A 21,340-nucleotide genomic window follows, 5' to 3' on the forward strand; every position below is an offset into this window, starting at 1 on the left:
GACAACACCGGCAGGGCGCACAGCACTGGAGCGGGGTCGCAACGGCGGGGCCGTGACGCGAAGGGCGGCCGTGGCGGCCACCGAGGAGACAAGCGTAGGTCCGCGTCTGGATGGGGGGTAGACGGGCATGACTTGGAACTGCGCCAATCCAGCGTTGCTTCGCGTGTGCAGGGTCGAGCCGCGCTCGACTGCCTTTCGATCATTGACCGGGAAGCGCAGTCGAGCATGGCTCGACTCCACAGTGGCGCAACCGCTCAATCGTGCTCGAAGTGCAGCGGTTCGGTGCCCATCGCGGGGTCGCTGGTGCTGGGGCGGCCATCCTCGGCGCGGCCGGCCAGGCGCAGGGCATTGTCGCCCGCACCGACGTGCAGGTCGTACCAGCCTGCGGTCGGCGTTGCGTCCCACGCCAACGTGGTCTCCGCGCGCGCCGGCAGCGCCAGCGTCTGTTCGGGCATGTGCCCGGCATAGGCACCGGCATGCACACGCAGCTGTTGTGCGGCATCGCCGAGGTTGCGCAGGTGCAGCCGCAGCTGACCATCCGCGCGCTCGATTGAAGCCTGTATGGCAGGTCCCTTGGCTGCACCCAGGAAATGGCGGTGGAACCCGTTCGGGCCGAGCAGCCATAGGTCATAGCGGCCCTGGGCGTCCAGCGGCCAACGCTCGCGCAACGGCGTACCTGGCAGCAGCGTGTAGCGGCGTGGCACCGCCTCCAGCCGCAGCCGATCGTAGACATGCAGCACTGCCGCCGCGCCTTCGCAGGACAACGTCAGATCCACACCCGAGGTGTCGACCGCGGCAATCGATGCCTGCGGCCGATAGGGCAGGGCACGCGCAGGGCGTACGCCGCTTTCCTGTTTCGCCGGCTTCAGCCCCTCCGGCAGCGCGGGCACGGTACGCCCCGGCAGAGCGGCAGCACGTGCCGCCACCGCGCTGACGTCGGGCAGGCCGCGCACGAACGGGCGGGTATCACGCTGGGCGAAGTCGAAGGCGTTGCTGAGGTCGCCGCAGACCGCACGGCGCCACGGCGAGATGTCCGGTGCGGCCACACCGAAGCGGCGTTCGATCAGTCGAATGACCGAGGTGTGGTCGTACACCTGAGAATCGACCCAGCCCCCCCGGCTCCACGGCGAGATCACGTACAGCGGCACGCGCGGGCCCAGTCCATACGGGCGGCCGCGCAGTTCGGCGAGGTCGTACTTCTCGTCACCTGGCGCCGGATGGCGGTGGTACTCGCCTTCAGTGCTGACCGAAGACGCACCCGCCCAGCCACCGTCCAGCGGCGAAGGTGGTGCCGGTGGCGGCATGTGGTCGAAGAAGCCGTCGTTCTCGTCGAACATCAGCAGCAGGGCCGTGCGGCTCCACACCTGCGGATCGGCGGTCAGCGCATCCAGTACGCGTGCGGTGTAGGCCGCGCCCTGGGCCGGGCTGGACGGGCCGGGATGCTCGCTGCCGGCCGCGTCGGCGATGATGAAGCTGACCTGTGGCAGGCGCCCATCGATGACGTCCTGTCGCAGCTGCGCCAGGCCGCGCGTGCTGACCCCGCGCGCGCGCAGCTGCGGGTCATGCCCCGGCGCCGCGCGGTGGGCCTGGCGGAAGGCCTCGAAGCCCGCCAGCGGGTTGTCGGTGAAGTTGTCGGCCATGTCCTGGTAGATCTGCCAGGACACACCGGCGTTCTGCAGGCGCTCGACATAACTGGTCCAGCGGTACGACGCCGGGTGCCCGCCCTGTTCGGGGAAGTTGTCGTGCGAATTGGCGATCACCGGTCCGCCGGCACGCGCCTGCCCATCGTTGTGGCCGGTCCACAGGAACACCCGGTTTGGGTTGGTCCCGGCCTGCATCGCGCAGTGGTAGGCGTCGCAGATCGTGAAGGCATCGGCCAGGGCGAACTGGAAGGGCAGGTCGCTGCGCTGGAAGTAGCCCATCGAGTGGTTCTGCTTGGCTTTCGGCCATTGCCCCATGCGTCCGTGGTCCCACGCCCGATGGGCATCGGGCCAGGTGTGCGGCGTGCCTTCCACCCGCATGTAGCCGAAGTGCGCAGCGGTATCCAACGGGAATGGTGCGATCGCCCGCGTGCCGCTGGCATCGGGTTGCAGCCACAGGCTGCGCGCGCGGCCGCCGGCCTGCAGTGCCTGCGCCGGAGCGACGAAGCGATCGCCGAAACCACGTACCCCCGGCAGCGTGCCGAAGTAGTGGTCGAACGAGCGGTTTTCCTGCATGAACACTACGATGTGCTGCAGGTCTTCGAGGCTGCGCGTCTGCGCGGCAGGCGCGATCGCTGCGGCCCGGGCGATGCTGGGCAGCAGCGGGGAAAGGCCGGCGGTTACGCCGGCCTGCAACAACCGGCGTCGGCCGATATCGGTCACGGGCTCACTCACAGGTCCACACGGAAGGAGATGCCGACGGTGCGCGGGGCGCCGATGAAGGCGTTGTCGCGGCCGTCCACCCCTGCAAGATACCGCTTGTCGGTGAGGTTGCTCACCACCAGGTTGGCGCCCATGCCCTTCAGGCGCGGCGACAGGCCCTGCAGGTCGAAGCCGATGTTGGCATTGAACACGGTGGCCGAGGGCAGCTTGTTGACGTTGGCGGCGTCGAGATAGCGCGTGCCCAGGTAACGGCCGGACAGGCCGAAGTTCCAGTTCTCGCCCTGCCAGTCCGCCGACAGCACCAGGGTCTGTTCGGGTTGGCCGATCACCTTGGCGCCATCGACGATGCCCAGCTGGGTATCGCGCGCGGCATCGCCGCTGCCGAGGTACTTGGAGCGGTTGTAGGTATAGGCGGCGTTGAGGCGCCAGCCGTTGTCCCAGCCGTAGCCGAACGCGGCTTCCAGGCCGTTGCTTTCCACGCCGCCGAAGTTCTCGTAGACGCCGTCGGTCTCGCCGAGATAGTCGATGCCGCTGACGAAACCAGCCGGCAGGTAGACGATGCGATTGTCGAACTTGATGTTGTACAGGGTCACCGAGGCGGTCAGCGGCCAGCGGCTGATGCGCATGCCCACTTCGATGTTGTCGGCGGTCTCAGGCTCGACGTTGCGGAAGCGCTGCGGATCGGTCTCGCCAAGCACGCCGGAGGGAATGGCGGCGAAGTTCTGCGAGAAGCCCGCGAACAGCTCCATGCCTTCCACGCCCGGCGCCCAGGTGAAGCCGGTGGAGAGCAGCGGATCGGACTTGGAATCGGACGTCACGTGTTCGTTGGCGCCGATCACGCGGCGACGCGACTGGTCTACGAAGAACTGCTTCACGCCCAGGCGTGCACTGAACGGCCCGAAGCGGGCCACGTCCTCGACGTAATACATCTGCTCGTCGACCTTGTACTTGTCCTCGAACTGCACCCAGTAAGGCTGGTGGTCGAAGGCGATGTCCTGGCCGACGTTGAGCAGGCGGTGCCAGTCGCGGCGGGCCGAGCGGTCCAGCTTCTCCACCCACAGGCCGCCGCGGATCGTGTTGTCGACCGCACCGAAGGTCTGCCGCCACTCGACGTCGGCGGTCACGCCCATGCGGTCATTGTCGTAGTGGGTGTGGCGATACGACTGCGCGCCCAGCACGTTGCCGGCATAGCAGTTCGGATCGTATTCGGCAGTGAAGCCCAGCCGCGGGGTGCAGCTGGCCAGGCGCTGCGCGGCGCTGCCATCGGGATTGACGAAAAAGATCTGGCCACGGTTGCTGCCGCCATACACGGTCTTGCCGCCGAGGTATTCCGACTCGGGGCGGCCCGCACCCTCATCGCTGACCTGCGCCAGGTACGGCGGCAGCCAGTCGCCGCGGCCTTGCATGCGATGCCCGTAGGCGGCCACCGAGGCCTTGAAGCCGTTGCCGCCGTCGAAGGCTGCACGCAGGTAGCCGAAGGTGTTCTCGCGCAGTGCACGCGAGCCGGAACGGTAGTTCTGGTCCAGATACGGAATGCCGGTGAGGGTGCCGACCAGGTTGTCGCGATCCGGATTGGTGGCGAAGCCCTTCGGTGAGACGCTGGTGTATTCCGGCTCGTCGGCATCGTTGTAGGACAGGTAGCCGGTCAGGGTCCAGCGGTCCAGTTCGGTGATGAACTTGCCGGCGATGTGGTCGTTGCTGGTCTTGCCGCTGCCATCGATCCAGTCATGCACGCGCGCCGACGAGGCACTGACCCAGGCGCGGGTGTGGCCGCCGAGCAGGCCGGTGTCATAGCGCACGTAGTACTTGCGCGCCTCGTTGTCGCCGGCGCCGACCACGAAGCGCAGGCGGCTGTCCTGCAGCGGATCGCTGGTGAGGAAGTTGAGCGTGCCGCCCAGCGCTTCGTTCGAGCGCGAGGAGATATCGGCGGTGCCCTGGCTGACTTCCATCGTTTCCAGGTCGAGCGTGTCGATGTAGCGGTTGGCCAGCGAGCCGCCGCCGTAACCCGAACCGCCGTTGGGCAGGCCGTCGATGGTCGTGCCGATCTGCTGGGTGTCGCGGTTGGTGACGAAGCCACGCATGCTGATCTGCGTGCCCCATACCGACGAGCCGGTGGCATCAGCTTCGCTGACCACCACGCCGGGCACTTCATTGAGCGCGTCGTTGACGCTGCTCATCACCGTCTGGCGGTTCAGCGTTTCCGCGCGCACCGAGGTCTTGGCGTAGCTGGTGGCCTGGCCGATCACCTGCACCTGATCGAGGGTGCGGGCCTCACTGCTGCGCGCTTCAGCGGCATCGCCCTGCGGTGCTTCGGCCAGGGCGTCCAGTGCGGGGGCGATCAGCAGGGCAAGCAGCGAGACACGGGGAAAGCGCGCAGACGTTCGCATCGAGACCGGACCTTCAGAGGAGGGAAGCCCCGGAGTGTCGGCAGTGCCAATGACATCGGCATGACGTGACGATGCAGGAATCGTGTTGTGCGACGGCCGGCACCTGCTGCCTGCTTCAGTACCGCGCGTCCTTGGGTTTCGGGTCGCGCGGCCAGTCCTTGTCCTTGTTGGCAAAATCCGGCCGCGGCTGGTTGATGAAATAGCCGGCGATGTCCACCGCGTCCTGGTCGGGCATCACCTGCTGTCCCAGTGGCGGTTCACGGGTCACCGCCGGTGGCATGTTGTGTTTGACGAAGCCGGCGGCCTTGTACAGGCGCGCCATGCCGGCGCCGATGTTGAAGCTGTGGTCGCCCCAGAGCGGCGGGAACGCGATATCACCGCTGGCGTCGCGCCGGCCTTCACCGTTGTCGCCGTGGCAGGCAGCGCACTGCACGGCGTACAGCGCCCGGCCGCGGATCGGGTCCGGGGTGAGCGTACTGTCGATGGGGCCCTCGCTGGGAGCGGCAACCTTTGCACCGCCGGGCACCGGACTGCTCAGCCACGCCATGTAGTCGAGCATCGCGCGCATCTGCGGCGAGTCCTTCGGTAGCGGCTTGCCGTTCATCGAACGCTGCAGGCAGCCGTTGATGCGCTCGGTCAGCCCGATCACCTTGCCCGGGCGCGGCATGTAACGCGGATAGGCACCGCCACCCGTGTTGAAGTAGTGGTTTCCGAAGGGCCGCTTGCCCTCGGCCATGTGGCACGAGTTGCAGTTCAGATCGTTGCCGACGTTGTCCGGCAGCAGCCGTGCGGTCTCGTTGAGGATGCGGCGGCCGAGCATCACAGATTCGGCATTGCCCAGCCCGGCGATCTCTTCAGCACTGGGCGCGTGGTAGTGGCCGACCACTTTGCCCTGCGCATCGAGGATATCGATCGTGCTGGCCACCGCGGCATCCAGGTCCGGATACAGATGACGGTAGGCGAGGGTACCTGCCCCGGCCAGCAGCATGAGGGTGATCGCACTGCCGATCAGCAGGCGGGAACGCGCGCGTGAACGCTTCATTGTGCGGCCTCCTGCGGAACGTAGTGCACGGGCTTGTCGCGCACCACCCGGCGCATGCGCGCCACGTCGACTTCGCTCACCGCGCTGGCCTGGTTGCCCCAGCTGCTGCGGATGAAGGTCAGGATCTGTGCCAGCTGCGCGTTCGGCAGCTGTTCGAAGCCGGGCATGGTGAAGGCCATGCGGTCATGCGGGGTATGCGGCGTGCGGCCACCGATCAGGGTCACCTGCACCAGCGAGCTGGGATCATCGGCGAACACGATCGAGTTGCCGGCCAGCGCCGGGTACACCCGGGGCATGCCGCGCCCGTCGGCGCGGTGGCAGGCCTGGCAGTGTTCGGCATAGGCCAGCGAACCGGCAACGCGATAGTCGCCACTGCGCAGTGCGGTGGTGGTGGTGTCGGTACCGGGCGACCACTGCGCACTGCGGCCCTCACGCGCCGGCAGCTGCTTCAGGTAGCGCGCCATCGCCAGCAGGTCGGCGTCGGACAGGTACTGCGTGCTGTGCTCGACTACGTCGGCCATACCACCGAAGGCGGCCGAGCGATCGGTGCGGCCGGTGCGCAGGAAGTCGACGATCTCGCCCTCGCTCCAGCTGGCCAGGCCGGTCGACTCGTTGCGCAGGTTCTTCGCGTACCAGCCTTCCAGCACCGAGCCGGACAGGAACTGGCGGCTGCCATCATCGGCCATCGCCTTTTCCTGGAATGCCAGGCCCCGTGGCGTGTGGCAGGCGCCGCAATGGGCCAGGCCTTCAACCAGTTCGGCACCGCGCTGCTGGCCGGCATCCAGCGATGGATCTGGGCTGAAGCTGCGCGGGCGTGCGAACAGCAGCTGCCACCACGCCAGGGGCCAGCGCATGTTGGCTGGCCACGGAATCGTACTGTCGGCGTTGTCCTGTTTCACCGGCTGCACCGAGCCCATGAAATAGGCGTACAGCGCCTTGATTTCGGCATCGGAGGCGATCACGTACGAGGCGTATGGCATTGCCGGATACAACGGCTGGCCATCGTGACGGAAGCCGCGGCGCACCGCACGCTCGAAGTCGGCGTAGTCGTAGGCACCGATGCCGGTGTCCGGATCGGGGGTGATGTTGGTCGAATAGATCGTGCCCATCGGCGTCTGCATGCCGAGGCCACCGGCGAACGGCTTGCCGCCCGGCGCGGTGTGGCAGGCCGCGCAGTCGGCGGCGCGCGACAGGTATTGCCCCTGCGCGATCAGCGCCGGGTCGCGGATGTCGACCTGCGCGGTCTGCCGCGGTGCGAACCAGTAGGGCGTGCTACGGGCGATGCCATAGGCGGCGGCCACCGTGGCGGCCAGAGCGAGGGCAAGCTTGATCGAGGTGCGCATGGGCGCACTCTGGGCAATCGCGCGCGCGCGTTCATTGATCCGGATCAATGACTGAACGCGTACAGCTTGCATACGAAGCTGAATCGTTCCTGCGCTGTCATCAAGCCGTCATCCACGCGCGATAGATGGCCGGCCTACTCGGGCGTTAAGGTCCTCGCCTGTCTGATTCACCCCTATGTCGTGATATGAAGCGCCTGCTGCTGCTGTTGCTGGCGTGCGCCGGCCTGTGGCTGGCTGCATGCTCATCCTCGATCAATGCCTCATCCACCTCGCTCGCCGATCGGCTGATCGCGCCAGGTGGTGTGTCGACCCTGCTCGATCGTCCGCGCATTGCCGCGGCCATCGCCGAGCTGCCCAACCGCCACGGTTTTGCGCCGGGCCGGGATGGCGTGCCGATCTTCTGGCGCGTGTTCGATCCAGGTGATTACGGCGCGCGTTACCACTACCTGCCGCAGCGCCACGAGAACGGCCTGCCGCTGGATACCGGGTTGAGCCTGGCCGTGCCGCAGCCCTTCCGTGCGCAGGCTCCGCGCGGCACCGTGGTGCTGCTGCACGGCTGGATGATGAACGGCGATTCGATGCTGCCGTGGTCGCTGCAGCTGGCCGAATCCGGCTACCGCGTGGTCACGCTCGACCTGCGCAACCATGGCCAGTCCGGCGCCGGTCCGTCCGGCTATGGCACCTATGAATCGGATGACGTGGTCGATGTGATCGGCGAGCTGCGCGCGCGCGGCGAAGTGACCGGGCCGTTGTACCTGTTTGGTGTGTCCTATGGTGCGGCCACGGCTGTGTTCACCGCCGACAAGCTCGGCGACCAGGTCGCCGGTGTGGTGGCGATGGAATCGTTCGCCAATGCCGGTGTGGCGATCCGCACGATGATCCCGCACCTGATGGGGCTGCAGCCGGAAGGCCTGAAGGCACAGGCGGTGGCCTCGTACGCGCGCTGGCGCTACGGTGGCCAGGACATCAACCAGGTGATCGCTGCCGCCAGCCGCCGTATCGACGTCGATCTGGACCGCGTCGATGTCGCGCGTGCGCTGGCCGATACCCGCGCCTGCGTGCTGTTGCTGCACGGGCAGGGCGACCAGCACATTCCGGTCAGCCAGGGCCGCGAGCTCGCGCAGGCCAACCCGCGCGCGCACTACATCGAAATGCGGGGCGAAGACCACATCACCCTGCCGCTGCGGCTGGACCTGCTGGCCGGAGTGGTCGACGACTGGATGGCACGCGACGAGCACCATCCGCAAAGCGCCTGCCCGGCACCGCAACTGCCGGCCCAGGCCGAGTGGCTGACGCGCAGCTGAGAAAAGGGGACGGAGGGGATTAAGTCGTTTGCAGCACACCCGGGGCAGAAACGACTTAATCCCCTCCGTCCCCTTTTTCTGTCAGGCCACGCGTCGTGCCAATGAGCGCGCAGACGCCGCGACGCCGAGCAGCAGCGCGGCCACGCACACGAAGGCGAAACCGAGGCTGGTGGCATGTGCCAGTGCGCCGATCGCCGCCGGACCGGCGAGGATGCCGGCATAGCCCAGCGTGGTGACCGCGGTGATGGCGATGCTCTCTGGCATCACCCGCTGCTGACCCGCCATCGAGAACAGTGCCGGCACGATGTTGGCGCAGCCCAGCCCGACCAGCACGTAGCCGGCCAGCGCCACCGGGAACGAGGGCACCAGCGTGGCCAAGGTGAAGCCTGCTGCGGCGGTGATGCCGCCGATGACCAGGGTGCGGGTGCGTCCGAGGCGCTCGACGATACCGTCGCCAAACAGGCGCATCGCGGTCATCGCCAGCGTGAACAACGCGAAGCCGGCCCCGGCCTGGTCGCGCGGTACCTGCCGCACTTCAGCCAGGAACACCGCACTCCAGTCCAGCATCGAGCCCTCGGCAAGGAACACCACGAAGGCCAGCACGCCGATGAACAGCACCACGCCATGCGGCAGCGCCAGCAGAGGCCCTTCGTGCAGGATCCGTTGCGGACGCCAGTGCGGCGCCGACAGCACGGCCACCAGCAGCAGAGCGGCCACCGAAACCAGTGCGGCCAGCCACAGCGGCGTGCCGAGGATCAGCAGCCCGGTCATGCAGCCGGCGCCGACGAAGCCACCGATGCTGTAGAAGGCGTGGAAGCCGGACATCATCGCGCGCCCGGCATCGCGCTCGACCGCCACCGCCTGCATGTTCATCGCACAATCCAGTGCACCGACGCCGGCGCCGAACACGAACAGTGCCGCGCCCAGCGCCACCGGCGAGGGCGCCAGCACCAGCAAGGGCAGGGCGCACAGCATCATCGCGCAGGTGATCACCATCACCCGGCGGCAGCCCAGCCGCCCGGTCAGCGCACCTGCCAGTGGCATCGCCAGCAACGAACCCAGCCCAAGACACAGCAGCACGGCGCCGAGACTGCCGTCGGACAGCCCAGCCTTGGCCTTGGCGTAGGGCACCATCGGCGCCCACGCGGCGGTGGCGAATCCGGGAATGAAGAAGGCGGCACGGGTGGCGTGCTGCTGGGCACGTGGGGATGAAGGCGTCATGCGTGATGCGATGCTCCAGGAGAACGATTATGAAATCGTTTTCAGGTCGAATCGGCAAGTGCCGTGCATGACATCGAACGACGCATACGATTGCAGTGACCCGATTGCGTCACCAGCGATTAACGCCGCACACGGACAGTGGTTGCACGGTCCGCATCCTGCCGGCCGCTGCCGGAGACCTGTACATGAGCACGACACCCACCATCCTCCTCGTCCATGGATTCTGGGGCGGGGCCGCACATTGGGCCAAGGTGATCCTGGAACTGCATCGCAATGGCCATGACCGTGTGCAGGCGGTGGAGTTGCCGCTCACGTCGTTGGCCGATGATGCAGGACGCACGCAGAAGATGATCCGGCAGATCGATGGACCGGTGGTGCTGGTTGGCCACTCCTATGGTGGCGCGGTGATCAGCCAGGCCGGCAACGAGGACAACGTGAAGGCCCTGGTCTACATCGCTGCCTTCGCGCCTGATGCAGGCGAGAGCCCTGGTGGCATCACCCAGCAGCACCTGCCGGAGGCGGCGCCGAACCTCGCACCGGACAGCGATGGCTACCTGTGGCTGCGTGCGGACAAGTTCCATGAGAGCTTCTGCCAGGACCTGAGCGCCGACGAAGGCCGGGTGATGGCAGTGACCCAGAAGGCGCCGCTGGCCAGCACCTTTGGTGACGCGGTCAGCGACCCGGCGTGGAAGCACAGGCCGAGCTGGTACCAGCTGTCCCGCCACGACCGCATGATCGCGCCGGAGAACCAGAAGGCCATGGCCGCAAGGATGCAGCCCAAGCGACTGCTGGAGCTGGATGCCAGCCATGCCTCGCTGGCCTCGCAGCCGAAGGAAGTGACCGCGCTGATCCTGGAGGCCTGCGTCGCCATCGGCGGCTGAGCCTGCGGCAGCGCGCCGCACCACAGCACATCGCACGACAGCCGGGGCGCAGGGGAGTACACTCCTGCGACTGCGGCCATCCGGCCGCGTCCCCGTCTTCCCTCCAGCCGCCGCCAGAGGATCCCACCCGATCGTGGAGGTCCCGTCGTGCTGTCTGTGCCTGATGCCCGTATTTCGTCCCCATTGCCGCGTCGCCGTGCGTTGCCGCAGGCGCTTGCCCAGGGCCTGCTGATCACCGCACTGGCCAGCAGCGGCATCGCAGCCGCGCAGTCCACCACCGAACCGGACAAGGCCCCCCGCACGCCGGCATCGCAGACGCTGCAGACCGTCCAGGTCACCGCCAACCTGCTCGGCACCATCACCGAGGGCAGCGGCGCGTACACGCCCGGCACCATCGCCACCGCCACCCGCCTGGTGCTGACGCCGCGACAGACGCCACAGACCATCAGTGTCATTACCCGCGCACAGATGGATGACTTCGGCCTGCATGGCATCGACGACGTCATGCGGGTGACCCCGGGTATCAGCATCGTCACCTACGACAGCGAGCGCACCGAGTACTACGCGCGCGGCTTCGCCGTGCAGAACTTCCAGTACGACGGTATCCCGATGTCGCGTGACTCGGCCTACTCGGCGGGCAACACGCTCAGCGATACCGCGATCTATGACCGCATCGAAGTGCTCAAGGGAGCCACCGGCCTGCTGACCGGCATGGGTGATCCGGGTGCGACCATCAACCTGGTGCGCAAGAAGCCGGGCAAGGACTTCGCCGGCAGTGCGACGCTGGGTGTCGGCCGCTGGGACGACTATCGTGCCGAGATCGATGTGGGTGGCCCATTGACCGCCGATGGGCGTGTGCGCGGCCGCGCGGTCGGTGCGTGGCAGGACAAGCATTCCAACCTCGACCACTACCAGCGCACCAGCAAGGTCGGTTACGCCGTGTTGGAGGCCGATCTGGGCGAGCGCACCCTGCTGACCGTGGGGGGCGATGCGATGGACAGCGATCCGAAGGGCTCGACCTGGGGTGGCATTCCGCTGCTGGACAGTGCAGGCAATTTCAATGACATGCCGCGCTCGTTCAACAACGGCACCCGTTGGAGTGGCTGGCGCCAGTATGTGCGTACCGGCTTTGCCACGCTGGAGCACACCTTCGACAACGATTGGGTCGCCAAGCTGCAGCTCAACCACCAGGTCAACGGCTATGACGCCGCGCTGGCCGGGGCGGCGGGTGGAAATCCTGATCCGGTCACTGGCGAAGGCGTGTCGCTGTGGCTGGGCAAGTATGTCGGCAAGACCGTCAGCAATGCCGCCGACTTCTATGTGAGCGGGCATTTCGGCCTGTTCGGCCGCGAGCATGAGCTGGTGGTGGGCGGCAGTGCTTCGCGCAAGCGCTGGACCAATACCGGTTACTCGCCGCAGCCTGGCTACCCGACGGAAGTACCCGACTACCGCGCATGGCAGGGCGACATTCCCGAGCCGGAGTGGCAGCGCAGCTACAGCAACAACGAAGTGACGCGTGAGAACGGCCTGTACGTGGTCGGCCGTTTCGACGTGGCCGATCCGTTGAAGTTGATCGTCGGCAGCCGACTGGCCAGCTACCGCTCGCCGGACACGCGCGAGACCGGCGTCTATGTGCCGTATGCCGGTGTGGTCTACGACCTGGGTGAGCACTACTCGGTATACGCCAGCTACAGCACCATCTTCAAACCGCAGGGGCAGCGCGACGAGCAGGGCAAGGCGCTGGATCCGCTGGAAGGCCGCAGCTACGAGGTGGGCCTGAAGGCTGAGTTCTTCGATGGTCGCCTCAATGCAAGTGCGGCGTTGTTCCAGCTTGACCAAGACAACTTTGCCCAGCCCACCGGTGGCAAGACACCGGATGGTCAGGATGCCTATCGCGCCCTGATGGGGGTGCGTACCAAGGGTTACGAGCTGGAAATGTCTGGCCAGCTGGCCGAGGGCTGGCAGGTGCAGGGTGGGTTCTCGCACAAGATCGCGCGCCAGGCCGGTGGCAAGGTGACCACGCTGGAGCCGGAAAACCAGTTCAGCCTGCACACCAGCTACCGCCTGCGCGGCGACTGGAAGGGGCTGACGCTGGGCGGTGGCGCGCGCTGGCAGGATTCCACCTTCGGCGAGATCACCAACCCGGCCACGCAGGGCAAGGTGGTGCATCGCACCCAGCCTTATTGGCTGCTCGATGCGATGGCGCGCTATGAATTCAACGATCGCCTGTCGGCCACGCTCAACGTCAACAACCTGCTGGACAAGCGCTACTACACGATCTTCAGCTGGTACAGCACCTACACCTGGGGTGAGCCGCGCAATGTGCGGCTGGCGATGACGTACAGGTTCTGACGCCAGTCGCTGCACGAAAACGCCCGCGGTGCATCATGGCATCGCGGGCGCTACGGTTACAGCGGCAGGTCGAACACCAGCACTTCGGCGTCGTTGCCGTTTTCCAGGGTCAGCTGCGCTTCGTCGCTGACCTGCAGCGCATCACCGGCTTCCAGGGTGATGCCGTTGACCTGCAGCTGCCCACGGGCCACCTGCACATAGGCGCCACGGCCGTTGCCGAGCGCGTGATGCAGCTTCTGACCGCCATCGAGGATGGTGGCGAAGATGCGGGCATCCTGATGGATGCGCAGCGAACCGTCGGCACCGTCCGGCGAGGCGATCAGGCGCAGCTGGCCGCGCTTGGTCTCCGGTGCGAAGTGGGTTTCCTCGTAGGACGGCGTGATGTTCTCGCTGTCGGGGAAGATCCAGATCTGCAGGAAGTGGACGGTCTCGTCGGACGAGTGGTTGAACTCGCTGTGGCTGACGCCGCTGCCGGCGCTCATGCGCTGCACGTCGCCGTAGCGCAGCACCGAACCGGTGCCCATCGAGTCCTTGTGCTCCAGCGCACCACCCAGCACGTAGGAGATGATTTCCATGTTGCTGTGGCTGTGGGTGCCGAAGCCCTGGCCGCCGATCACCTTGTCTTCGTTGATCACCCGCAGCGGGCCGAAGCTGACGTAGCGGGGGTCGTAGTAGTTGGCGAAGGAGAAGGTATGGCGCGAGGACAGCCAGCCATGCTCGGCCAGGCCACGGGTAGCGCTCTTGCGGATCTGCAGCATGATGGAATCTCCTTGTTCGATGGTTTCGATGGGGCGGGGTGGGCTGGTAGCCGCTGTGTTTCCCCGTTGGAGAGAAGTATCCGCTTGCGCCTCGGGTTTGAAAAACGGATAGTTTTGACAGCCATCATCGAAAAATTCGAATGCTCAAGCTCAGCCTCGATGCCCTGCAGATCCTGGATGCCATCGACCGCCGCGGCTCCTTTGCCGGCGCCGGCAAGGCCCTGCACAAGGTGCCCTCGACCATCTCCTACACCGTGGCCAAGCTGGAGGAGGACCTGGGCGTTCAGCTGTTCGACCGGGTCGGCCCGCGTGCCGAGCCGACCGAGGCCGGGCGCGCCCTGCTGGATGAGGGCCGGCATCTGCTGCGCGCGGCCCGCGAGCTGGAGCTGCGGGTGCGCCGGGTGGCATCGGGCTGGGAGACCGAACTGACCCTGGCGGTGGATTCAGTGTTCCCGACCTGGTTGCTTGGGCCGGATATCGCAGCGTTTCGTGAGGCGGAGGCGCCGACCCGGTTGCGGTTGATCGGCGAGGCATTGTCCGGCACCTGGGAGGCCCTGCTGGACCGCCGTGCCGACCTGCTGGTGGGTGCTCCGGGCGAGGGCCCCAGTGGCGGTGGTTATGTGGTCGAGCCGCTGGGCACGGTGGAGTTCGTGTTCGCGGTCGCACCCGAACATCCGTTGGCCAACGTGCCGGGCGTGCTGGGTCGCGAGCAGCTGGTCGAGCATTGCGCGATTGCCGTTTCCGATTCGGCGCGCAGGCTGCTACCGCGCACGGTGGGGTTGTTGATGGGGCAGGAGATGCTGACGGTGCCCGACATGGCCAGCAAATTGAAGCTGCAGTGCGAAGGCGTGGGATTCGGCTTCCTGCCCGAGCCGTGCGCGCGCGCTGCAGTGGCGCGTGGCCAGCTGGTGATCCGCGAGGTGGAGGAACACAAGCCGGAGGAAACCTTCTGGCTGGCCTGGCGCACCGGTGAGGATGGCGCGGCATTGCGCTGGTGGCGCGAGCGCCTGCGGAGGCCGGAGCTGCTGTCGCAATGGTGGCAGGCAATGGCCAGGGGGTAGGGGTTTGGCAGGGCTGCGCCCTGCACCCACAGAGGCGTCAAGCCAAGCAACAGCAAAAGCTGGTTTCCTGAGGGATGGCGGGGTGGGTCCGGTTGCGGGGGACGCCGTAAATACGTCCATGTAAGCTCGGTCGCCGCATCCATGCGGCTCACGCCCCCGCAACCGGACCCACCCCGCCTTCGACAGATTTCCGCGATCTGTCGGAACGGCATGGACCGCTGTTGGTAGGTGTCGACCTTGGTCGACACAGTAGATCCACGCCATGCGTGGATGCTTTTCGATCTCGATTCGAAATATTCGATTCCGATGGAGATTCATCCACGCATGGCGTGGATCCATCAGATCGCGGAAATCTGTCAGGGGTGGGGCGGTATCGGAGTGCGGGGTGTCCGCGGCATGGATGCCGCGGCCAAGCCCCCATGGACGGGTTCACGGCGTCCCCGCGCTCCGACACCGCCCCGCCAACCCACGGAATGCCAGCTTTTGCTGTTGCCGTTGCCTTGGCTTGAGGCATCTGCGGGTGCAGGGCGCAGCCCTGCCGAAAAACACGCATAAAAAAACAGCAGGCCGAGGCCTGCTGTTTCGGTGTAATGGTGCGCCCGGAGAGATTCGAACTCCCGACCGCCTGGTTCGTAGCCAGGTACTCTATCCAACTGAGCTACGGGCGCCAATTACATAAACTTGTTGTGCTGACTGTGTATGGTGCGCCCGGAGAGATTCGAACTCCCGACCGCCTGGTTCGTAGCCAGGTACTCTATCCAACTGAGCTACGGGCGCGCGGTACACAATCAACTTACTGCTTAATTTTACTGCATTTTCAGCGGCGGATGCTGAAAACCTGTCGAGTGGTGCGCCCGGAGAGATTCGAACTCCCGACCGCCTGGTTCGTAGCCAGGTACTCTATCCAACTGAGCTACGGGCGCCCTGCGACAGGAGCGGAATTATGCGGATGTCGGCGCGTACCGTCAACAGTTTTGTGAAAATTTTCATCCAACTGAATGAAAAAGCTGTCAGCTACGGCCTCCGGCGCCTTCAGCCACGCGAAATGGTCGGCGCGCGTGCCCAGTTCCTGCGCGGACAGCACGCGCAGCTGCGCGTCCACATTCGGCAGCTTCGCCAGCAGCGTCTGCATCGATCCGGTCGGTGCCAACCAATCATGCTCCATCAGCACGGCCTGTGCGCTGCCATGCACGCGCGCCATCTGCGCATCGAGGTCTTCGTCCATGCCAGCTGCGGCGTAGTGGTTGTTCAGGCCCACGCGTGCCCAGTCGGCAATCAGTCCGCGCGCTTCGGTGCCACCAAAGCCGAGGCGACGGCCATGCAGCACGCCCTGGCGCTGCGCGATCCACGGCAGGAAGCGGTAGACCAGTGGCAGCAGCCAGCCACGCGGTGGCGGGAACCCGCGCCAGAACGGTGAGCCACTGGCGGCCAGCCACAGCCGGTTGAAGTAGTGCGGGTTGCGGCCGGCATGCACGCAGGCCAGCTGCCCACCGAGGCTGTGTCCACCGATGATCCAGGGCAGGGCGCCGGCGTCGTCATCCGCTGCGGCCAATACCGTTTGGCTGGTTGGCAGATCCTGTTCGAGTACCTCGCGATAGCCCCAGTCCTGCGTGCGCGATGGGCGCAGTGAGCTGCTGCCGTTGCCGCGCCACTCGTGCACGTAGACCGCCACGCCCTTCGCCGCCAGCGCCAATGCCAGCGGCAGGTAGTGGCGCGCGGCCACGCCCAGTGCCGGCAGCCACAGCAGGCGCGCGATGGGCTGTGAGGGCACGCAGGCAATCACCTCGTAGCGATGGCCGTCGTTGCACTGCACCGCATGGAGGGTCGGCGTCAGGCTCATGCGTGTGGTGCCGCGCCGAAGTGATCGAGCACCAGCACCTCGCTGCGGCCGGGGGCATAGCCCTGCTGCAGGCCGCGTGCAACGTAGTCGATGCCGGCTTCGCAGGCGTTGGCCAGGCTCAGGCCATTGCACAGCTGCGCGGCGATGGCCGAGGCCAGTGTGCAGCCGGTGCCGTGTGCATCCAGTGGCAGCCGGGCGTGGATGAATTCTTCGCTGCTGACGCCGTCGAAGTAACGGTCGATCACGCGGCTGCCTTCCTGCAGGTGGCCGCCTTTCAGCAGCACCGCACCGGCACCCAGGTCGAGCAGGGCGGAGGCCGCCCGTTCGGCGTCATCGCCGTTGCCGATCTTCCGTCCGACCAGCAGCTCCGCTTCCGGCGTGTTCGGGGTGATCAGCGTGGCCAGCGGGAACAGCCGCTCACGCATTGCCTGCAGGGCGCTGTCTTCCAGCAGGCGGGCGCCACTGGTGGCGACCATCACCGGATCCAGTACCACGTGCGGCGGGCGATGGCGCTCCAATGCATCGGCGACGGCATTGATCACCTCGGCGTTGGCCAGCATGCCGAGCTTCACCGCGTGGATGTCGAAGTCGTCGAAGCAGGCATCCAGTTGTGCCCGCAGGAAATCGATCGGCGGCACATGCACGGCGGCGACGCCACGGGTGTTCTGCGCGGTCAGTGCAGCGATCGCCGAGAGGCCATGCACGCGGTGCGCGGCGAAGGCCTTCAGGTCGGCCTGGATGCCTGCGCCACCGCCGGAGTCGGAGCCGGCGATGGTGAGGGCGGATACGGGAGTGGTCGGGCTCATCCAGCGATTGTGCCGTGGTCGCCGTAAAGGCGGTAGCGTCGCCGCCGGTAGATGGGGTCAGATCCCTTTTCCGCAGGAAAAGGGATCTGACCCCCATAGCGCGGTACTCAATGCCGCCAACGCGCCCACTGCTGGTACAGCACATAGCCCAGCCCGGTCAGGCCGGTCAGCAGGGCCGGGGCGAGCAGGGCGTCGTACTGCCAGCGCATGAACAGCCAGGCGCCGATCATGCCGCCGGCGAGGAAGCCACTGATGATCAGGCCGCTGAGGGTCAGCCGTCGCACCTGCAGCGGCAGTCCGCGCAGCAGGTGGCCCAGGCCGATGCCGAGATCGGTGAACATGCCGCTGAGGTGGGTGGTGCGCACCACCGCGCCGCTGAAGGTGGTGGCCATTGCATTCTGCAGGCCGCAGGCCATGGCGGCGGCCAGTGCGCCCCAGATCTGGTGTTGTTCGAACAACGGAATGGCCACCAGCAGCAGTGCCGATTCCAATGCCAGCGCTACGCCGTAGCGGCGGCCCAGCTGCAGGGTGCTGTCCTGGATCAGCAGGCCGCTGAGCATCGCGCCCAGCGAGAACGCGATCAGCAGTCCCCACAAGTGGCCGACCGCGCGCCAGTCACCTTGGGCCAGCGCCATGCCGAGCTGGCTGGTGCTGCCGGTCATATGGCTGACCGCCTGGTGCTCGAAACCAAGGAAGCCAACCACGTTGACCATGCCGGCCACGCACGAGAGCGCGACCGCGCCGATCCAGACCCAGGTGGGCAGGCGAATTCCCATCGGCGGGGCCCTCAGGGCCCGCCGAGGCCGCCGTTGAACTGCAGCTCGCTGAAGGTGTTGTTGGCCGGGTCGAACACTGCGCCCCAGAACTGCGCGCCGCCATCGCAGACGCGGATCGCTTCGCGGGCCGGATTGATGCCGCTGTCGTCGGGCAGGTGGAAGGCGTTGATGTAGATCAACCGTTGGCCAGCGCTTTCGATGCCGACGTACTGGCGGTCAAAGTCCAGCACCTTCGGCACCTGGGCCTCCAGCGAAGACAGCTTCGCTTCCAGCTGGTCGACCTGCTGCCGGCTGGGCGCCCAGTAACCACTGACCCGCCCGGCCTCGCGGCCGGGGCTGGGACGCGAGCAGGTGTCGAGCACCTGCGCGGCGATGATCGGGCGGGTGACTACCCAGGACTGGCCGGTGCGCTCGGTGGTCGGCACGCTGGCTGGGCCGCGCGTGGTGGTACAGGCACCGAGCACGGCTGCGAGGGCGATCGCAGCCGTGGGCAGCAACAGGCGGGTGCAGCGGTTCACAACACCTCCGAAGCGTAATCGGCCAGGCGCGAACGCTCGCCACGGCGCAGGGTGATGTGCGCACTATGCGGCCAGTTCTTGAAGCGGTCCACCGCGTAGGTCAGGCCCGAGGTGGTCTCGGTCAGGTACGGTGTGTCGATCTGCTCGACGTTGCCCAGGCAGACGATCTTGGTGCCGGGACCGGCACGGGTGATCAGCGTTTTCATCTGCTTCGGGGTGAGGTTCTGCGCCTCGTCCAGGATCAGATAGCGCGACAGGAAGGTGCGGCCGCGCATGAAGTTCATCGAGCGGATCTTGATGCGGCTGGCCAGCAGGTCGTTGGTGGCCTGGCGGCCCCAGGTGCCGCCTTCCTGGTTGTGCGTGAGCACTTCCAGGTTGTCGGTCAGCGCGCCCATCCACGGCGTCATCTTCTCTTCCTCGGTGCCTGGCAGGAAACCGATGTCTTCGCCGACGCTGACCGTGGCGCGGGTCATGATGATCTCGCGGTAGCGCTGTTGGTCCATCGTCTGCGCCAGGCCGGCGGCCAGCGCCAGCAGGGTCTTGCCGGTGCCGGCGGTACCCAGCAGCGTGACGAAGTCGATCTCCGGGTCCATCAGTGCGTTGAGGGCGAAGTTCTGCTCGCGGTTGCGTGCGCTGATGCCCCATACGGCGTGGCTGCCGTGGCGGAAATCATCGACCAGCGACAGCACCACCTTGCCGTCGCCGACCACGCGGCTGACGCGCAGCTCGACTTCATCTTCTCCCGGCAGGTAGACGTACTGGTTCGGGTACCACTCCTCGCCATCCTGCGCCTGGATTTCGTAGTGCGTGCGGCCCTTGTCGCTCCAGCTGCGCAGGTCGTCGCCGTGGCGCTTCCAGAAGTCTTCCGGCAGCTCGGTGGCGCCGGTGTAGAGCAGGCTGAAATCGTCCAGCGCGCGGTCGTTCTCGTAGTCCTCGGACACGATGCCGGCGATGGCGGCCTTGATCCGCAGGTTGATGTCCTTGGAAACGAACACCACCGGCAGGTCCGGGGTTTCTTCCTTCAGGGCCAGGATCGCGCCGAGGATGGCATTGTCCGGAATGACCTTGCCAAAGCTCTTGCCCGCGTCGAAATGACTGGTCTGGAAGCGCAGCTTGCCGGCGCTCTGCTTGCCGCGCAGCTGCAGGCCATTGGGTCGCTGCAGCGGAATGCCGTCGGCCAGGTTGTCCAGGCCGGATTCCTGCACCAGCTCGTTGAGGAAGCGGCTCACCTGGCGGGCGTTGCGGCTCGCTTCGGAGGTGCCCTTCTTGCCGTTGTCCAGCTCCTCGATCACCTGCATCGGCAGGTAGACGTCGTGCTCCTCGAATTTGAACAGCGCGGTGGGATCGTGCATCAGCACGTTGGTATCCAGCACGTAGATGCGCTTGCCTCGGGTCATCGTCGATTCCTGGTTACGGACAGGGAAAAACCACCACGGCCTGCTGCGGGGCAGGGTGGTGGCAGACACAGTAGGCAGTGGGACTCACTTGGACTGGGAGGCCTTCAGTTCGGCGAGAACGGCATCGGCATGGCCGGCAACCTTGACCTTGCGCCAGGACTGCACGATGCGGCTGTCGGGGGAAATCAGGAAGGTGCTGCGTTCGATGCCACGTACCTGCTTGCCGTACATGTTCTTCATCTTGATCACATCGAAGGCGCTGCACAGCGCTTCGTCGCCATCGCTGACCAGCGGGAAGTTGAAGCCCTGCTTGGCACAGAAATTGTCGTGCGACTTCACCGAGTCGCGCGAGACGCCCAGCACGACTGCGCCGGCCTTCTTGAACTTCGGCAGCAGCGCGTTGAAGTCGATGCCTTCGGTGGTGCAGCCGGGGGTGCTGTCCTTGGGATAGAAGTACAGCACCAGCCAGTGGCCGGCGTAGTCGCCGAGGGTGGTCTGTTCGCCGCCGGACAGCGCCAGCGGCAGGGAAAGGGTGGTGCTGTCCAGGATATCGCCGTTGTTCATGAGGTCCTTCTGTCGAGCCTGGGTTCTTTCTACGACAATTGCATGAAACGCCACGCGCCCGTGAGAGGCGCGCGAAGAATCAGAATTTCATCGGGTCCATGATCGCGTCCAGGTTCAGGTGGTCGCAGAATTCAAGGAAATCGTCGCGCAGCGCGGCGATGTGCATGTTGGCCGGCACGCCGATGGTGACCTGTGCACTGAACATTTCCGCGCCGGTCTGCATGGCGCGGTAACGCGTGCTCTGCAGGTTCTCGATGGTGATGCCCTGGCGATCGAAGAAATCGGCAAGCTGGAACAGGATGCCCGGCTTGTCGGCGGCGATCACTTCAACGATGTACGGCAGCAGGTTGGACTGCGCCTGCTTGGCGGCGGTGCGGTACCAGACCAGCTTCAGGCCTTCCTCGCGCTCCAGCCGGGTCAGCATCGCCTCGAGCTTGGCCACCGAGTCCCAGGAGCCGGTGGCCAGGGCGGTGACCGAGACATCGCGGCCGACCGTGGCCAGGCGTGCGTCCACCAGATTGCAGCCGCTGTCGGCGATGCGGCGGGTCACGGACAGCAGGGGGGACTCCGGATGCGTCGTATAGGCGTTGATCAGGAGGTGGTTTTCGCTCGGCGCGGGGCGCGGGGTGGTGTCGGTCAAGGCGATTCCGGGTAATGCATGCGTTAGTCTGAATGCCCGCCAGAGGCGGGGATCCACCGGTGTCCAGCATACTTGCCCGTGCTTTCG

17 protein-coding genes and 3 tRNA genes are annotated in these 21,340 nt (G+C 66.4%); 4 read left to right on the top strand and 16 right to left on the bottom strand.

What is annotated here, in order from left to right; all coding sequences use genetic code 11:
- Positions 1–254: 254 nt before the first annotated feature.
- The 4 genes from EGM71_RS07790 to EGM71_RS07805 form a co-directional block, all read right to left on the bottom strand.
- On the bottom strand, positions 255–2,363 hold the full coding sequence (locus tag EGM71_RS07790; protein ID WP_188488925.1) for a phosphocholine-specific phospholipase C: 2,109 nt from the start codon (positions 2,361–2,363) through the stop codon (positions 255–257).
- Between the two features lie 8 nt (positions 2,364–2,371).
- Entirely contained in the window at positions 2,372–4,750 is a 2,379-nt protein-coding gene (locus tag EGM71_RS07795; RefSeq protein WP_188488927.1) for a TonB-dependent receptor, read from the bottom strand.
- Positions 4,751–4,865: 115 nt separating this feature from the next.
- Positions 4,866–5,792, bottom strand: coding sequence for a c-type cytochrome (locus EGM71_RS07800; protein WP_188488929.1), 927 nt, complete (start codon positions 5,790–5,792; stop codon positions 4,866–4,868).
- A complete protein-coding gene (locus EGM71_RS07805) occupies positions 5,789–7,135 on the bottom strand; it encodes a c-type cytochrome (protein WP_188488931.1) in 1,347 nt (448 codons plus the stop codon). Before EGM71_RS07805 ends, EGM71_RS07800 begins: the two co-directional genes overlap by 4 nt.
- A gap of 185 nt (positions 7,136–7,320) precedes the next feature.
- Between EGM71_RS07805 and EGM71_RS07810 the strand changes: the two genes are divergently transcribed.
- Positions 7,321–8,439 carry an alpha/beta hydrolase gene (locus tag EGM71_RS07810; protein WP_188488933.1) on the top strand — a complete coding sequence of 373 codons (1,119 nt, stop codon included), beginning with the start codon at positions 7,321–7,323 and terminating at the stop codon, positions 8,437–8,439.
- 81 nt (positions 8,440–8,520) lie between these two features.
- Here EGM71_RS07810 and EGM71_RS07815 read toward each other — a convergent pair whose 3' ends face one another.
- Complete coding sequence (locus EGM71_RS07815; protein WP_188488936.1) at positions 8,521–9,660, bottom strand: MFS transporter; 1,140 nt, start codon at positions 9,658–9,660, stop codon at positions 8,521–8,523.
- A 185-nt stretch (positions 9,661–9,845) separates the two neighbouring features.
- Between EGM71_RS07815 and EGM71_RS07820 the strand changes: the two genes are divergently transcribed.
- Positions 9,846–10,541, top strand: coding sequence for an alpha/beta hydrolase (locus EGM71_RS07820; protein ID WP_188488938.1), 696 nt, complete (start codon positions 9,846–9,848; stop codon positions 10,539–10,541).
- A 147-nt stretch (positions 10,542–10,688) separates the two neighbouring features.
- Complete coding sequence (locus EGM71_RS07825) at positions 10,689–12,893, top strand: TonB-dependent siderophore receptor (protein WP_188488940.1); 2,205 nt, start codon at positions 10,689–10,691, stop codon at positions 12,891–12,893.
- Between the two features lie 56 nt (positions 12,894–12,949).
- Here the strand turns inward: EGM71_RS07825 and EGM71_RS07830 are convergent, their stop codons facing one another.
- Positions 12,950–13,651, bottom strand: a complete 702-nt coding sequence (locus tag EGM71_RS07830; protein ID WP_188488942.1) for a pirin family protein — start codon at positions 13,649–13,651, stop codon at positions 12,950–12,952.
- A 140-nt stretch (positions 13,652–13,791) separates the two neighbouring features.
- Here EGM71_RS07830 and EGM71_RS07835 point away from each other — a divergent pair, with 140 nt between their 5' ends.
- Positions 13,792–14,712, top strand: coding sequence for a LysR family transcriptional regulator (locus EGM71_RS07835; protein WP_188488944.1), 921 nt, complete (start codon positions 13,792–13,794; stop codon positions 14,710–14,712).
- Positions 14,713–15,303: 591 nt separating this feature from the next.
- Here EGM71_RS07835 and EGM71_RS07840 read toward each other — a convergent pair.
- The 10 genes from EGM71_RS07840 to EGM71_RS07885 all read right to left on the bottom strand — a co-directional run bounded on the left by EGM71_RS07840 (position 15,304) and on the right by EGM71_RS07885 (position 21,253).
- Positions 15,304–15,380, bottom strand: a tRNA-Arg gene (locus tag EGM71_RS07840).
- Between the two features lie 32 nt (positions 15,381–15,412).
- Positions 15,413–15,489 (bottom strand) — tRNA-Arg (locus EGM71_RS07845).
- A 69-nt stretch (positions 15,490–15,558) separates the two neighbouring features.
- Positions 15,559–15,635, bottom strand: a tRNA-Arg gene (locus EGM71_RS07850).
- Complete coding sequence (locus tag EGM71_RS07855; protein ID WP_188488946.1) at positions 15,626–16,552, bottom strand: alpha/beta hydrolase family protein; 927 nt, start codon at positions 16,550–16,552, stop codon at positions 15,626–15,628. The genes EGM71_RS07850 and EGM71_RS07855 overlap by 10 nt, the downstream gene beginning before the upstream one ends.
- Complete coding sequence (gene thiD / locus EGM71_RS07860; RefSeq protein WP_188488948.1) at positions 16,549–17,358, bottom strand: bifunctional hydroxymethylpyrimidine kinase/phosphomethylpyrimidine kinase; 810 nt, start codon at positions 17,356–17,358, stop codon at positions 16,549–16,551. The genes EGM71_RS07855 and thiD overlap by 4 nt, the downstream gene beginning before the upstream one ends.
- A gap of 107 nt (positions 17,359–17,465) precedes the next feature.
- Positions 17,466–18,134: a YoaK family protein gene (locus EGM71_RS07865; RefSeq protein ID WP_188488950.1), complete on the bottom strand. Its 669-nt coding sequence runs from the start codon at positions 18,132–18,134 to the stop codon at positions 17,466–17,468.
- Positions 18,135–18,145: 11 nt separating this feature from the next.
- Complete coding sequence (locus tag EGM71_RS07870) at positions 18,146–18,652, bottom strand: hypothetical protein (RefSeq protein WP_188488952.1); 507 nt, start codon at positions 18,650–18,652, stop codon at positions 18,146–18,148.
- Positions 18,649–20,049, bottom strand: a complete 1,401-nt coding sequence (locus EGM71_RS07875) for a PhoH family protein (RefSeq protein ID WP_049486960.1) — start codon at positions 20,047–20,049, stop codon at positions 18,649–18,651. Before EGM71_RS07875 ends, EGM71_RS07870 begins: the two co-directional genes overlap by 4 nt.
- A gap of 84 nt (positions 20,050–20,133) precedes the next feature.
- A complete protein-coding gene (locus EGM71_RS07880) occupies positions 20,134–20,613 on the bottom strand; it encodes a peroxiredoxin (protein WP_188488954.1) in 480 nt (159 codons plus the stop codon).
- Positions 20,614–20,692: 79 nt separating this feature from the next.
- Positions 20,693–21,253, bottom strand: coding sequence for a glycine cleavage system protein R (locus EGM71_RS07885; protein ID WP_005409051.1), 561 nt, complete (start codon positions 21,251–21,253; stop codon positions 20,693–20,695).
- Positions 21,254–21,340 lie beyond the last annotated feature (87 nt).

It is taken from the genome of Stenotrophomonas maltophilia (assembly GCF_006970445.1).
In the GTDB taxonomy this organism is placed as follows: domain Bacteria; phylum Pseudomonadota; class Gammaproteobacteria; order Xanthomonadales; family Xanthomonadaceae; genus Stenotrophomonas; species Stenotrophomonas maltophilia_AU.

Bases quoted from the DNA above. Each gene is read 5' to 3' on its own strand.
- EGM71_RS07795 (WP_188488927.1), bottom strand. From the start codon at position 4,750: ATGCGAACGTCTGCGCGCTTTCCCCGTGTCTCGCTGCTTGCCCTGCTG.
- EGM71_RS07875 (WP_049486960.1), bottom strand. From the start codon at position 20,049: ATGACCCGAGGCAAGCGCATCTACGTGCTGGATACCAACGTGCTGATG.
- EGM71_RS07810 (WP_188488933.1), top strand. From the start codon at position 7,321: ATGAAGCGCCTGCTGCTGCTGTTGCTGGCGTGCGCCGGCCTGTGGCTG.
- EGM71_RS07880 (WP_188488954.1), bottom strand. From the start codon at position 20,613: ATGAACAACGGCGATATCCTGGACAGCACCACCCTTTCCCTGCCGCTG.
- EGM71_RS07815 (WP_188488936.1), bottom strand. From the start codon at position 9,660: ATGACGCCTTCATCCCCACGTGCCCAGCAGCACGCCACCCGTGCCGCC.
- EGM71_RS07820 (WP_188488938.1), top strand. From the start codon at position 9,846: ATGAGCACGACACCCACCATCCTCCTCGTCCATGGATTCTGGGGCGGG.
- EGM71_RS07830 (WP_188488942.1), bottom strand. From the start codon at position 13,651: ATGCTGCAGATCCGCAAGAGCGCTACCCGTGGCCTGGCCGAGCATGGC.
- EGM71_RS07800 (WP_188488929.1), bottom strand. From the start codon at position 5,792: ATGAAGCGTTCACGCGCGCGTTCCCGCCTGCTGATCGGCAGTGCGATC.
- EGM71_RS07855 (WP_188488946.1), bottom strand. From the start codon at position 16,552: ATGAGCCTGACGCCGACCCTCCATGCGGTGCAGTGCAACGACGGCCAT.
- EGM71_RS07835 (WP_188488944.1), top strand. From the start codon at position 13,792: ATGCTCAAGCTCAGCCTCGATGCCCTGCAGATCCTGGATGCCATCGAC.
- thiD (WP_188488948.1), bottom strand. From the start codon at position 17,358: ATGAGCCCGACCACTCCCGTATCCGCCCTCACCATCGCCGGCTCCGAC.
- EGM71_RS07805 (WP_188488931.1), bottom strand. From the start codon at position 7,135: ATGCGCACCTCGATCAAGCTTGCCCTCGCTCTGGCCGCCACGGTGGCC.
- EGM71_RS07865 (WP_188488950.1), bottom strand. From the start codon at position 18,134: ATGGGAATTCGCCTGCCCACCTGGGTCTGGATCGGCGCGGTCGCGCTC.